Source organism: Candidatus Symbiothrix dinenymphae (genome assembly GCF_001431085.1).
In genome coordinates, this window is the sequence record NZ_BBRU01000025.1 from 1 (window position 1) to 1,386 (window position 1,386).

General features: G+C 52.4%; 1 protein-coding gene. It reads left to right on the forward strand.

Features of this window, described 5'->3' with window-relative positions:
* Positions 1–1,386: YDG domain-containing protein (locus tag ASC50_RS00580; RefSeq protein ID WP_226995292.1), on the forward strand; the 1,386-nt coding region annotated here is incomplete at both ends.

The window sequence follows — 1,386 nt, forward strand, 5'->3', positions numbered from 1 at the left end:
AAAACGGTTACATTCAGCGGTTTCGCGCTCACAGGGGAGGATAAGAACAACTACACGCTGCAAGCACAGCCCACCGCCGTAACGGCAACGATTAACAAGGCACCCCTCACGGTGAGTTCGGCTGCGATTATCACAAAATATTACCAAGTCAGCACAAACGCCGCCGTTTCCTCCGTCACATTTGACGGACTGCAAAATGGAGAAAACTTGCTGATGATTACAGACTACACCGCTGCCGCTACGTTCGACAGCAAAGATGTGTCAGGCACAACCCAGCCGGTAACTCTGACGCATGTCACGCTTAAGGCAAATGCCAAGACTAACAACTACACATTGAGCACTTCCTACCCTGCGGCACGCGGCACAATCAGGCCCCTAACCGTAACCCTCACGGGCATTTCTGCCAACAACAAACTGTACGATGGCACCACAGCAGCCACTTACAACGGTACGCCGACTCTCAATGGCGTGATTGCGGGTGATGATGTAAGCATAAATGCCACAAGCGTTGAAGGCACTTTTAACAGCAAAGATAAAGGCACGAATAAACCGGTTACATTTAGCGATTTTGTGCTCACCGGTGCGCAGAGTGGCAATTATCAGCTATCTCTTTCCAATTTTCGTCCTACGGCGAATATTTCTGCCGCCCCACTCATCCTGACGGGGGCTACGATTGCCCCCAAAACTTACGATGGCACCACAACCGCCACCGTTAATGCGTTCACACTGAGCGGGTTTGTATCCGGTGACACACTGTTGCCCAATGACTGCGCCACCATTACCGCAGCCTTCACCACCAAAGACAAAGGCACGGGCAAGCCGGTAAACCTGACCGTCATCAGGTTCAAACCGGGCATTGCCGACAATTACGCATTGAGCGGACTGCCGGTTGCGACAAGCGGCGATATTAACCCCAAGCCGGTTACGCTCACGGGCATTTCAGCCAATGATACGGTTTACAACGGCACCACAGTTGCCACTTACAGCGGCACGCCGACGATTGCAGGCAAAATAAACGGCGATGATGTGTCGGTGGATGCCACAAACATAACAGTTGCATTTAATGACAGCACCGCAGGCACTCAGCCGGTTACCTTTGCCGGCCTCACGCTGGCAGGTGCGCAAAAGGACAATTACGTCCTGACCGCTCAGTCCACCCATTCGGCAACAATCCGGAAAAAGCCCGTAACGGTCTCCGGCATTTCAGCCTGCGACAAAGTATATGATGGCGATACCATCGCCACAGTGCTGTATGGAGCGGTTCTGATAGACGGTATAATTCCGTTGGACGACGGCAAAGTGGAAATAGATATCACCACCGGCACGGCAGCTTTTGCCGACAAGAACGTGGGCACGAAAAAACCGGTTAAATTCAGCGAAATCACG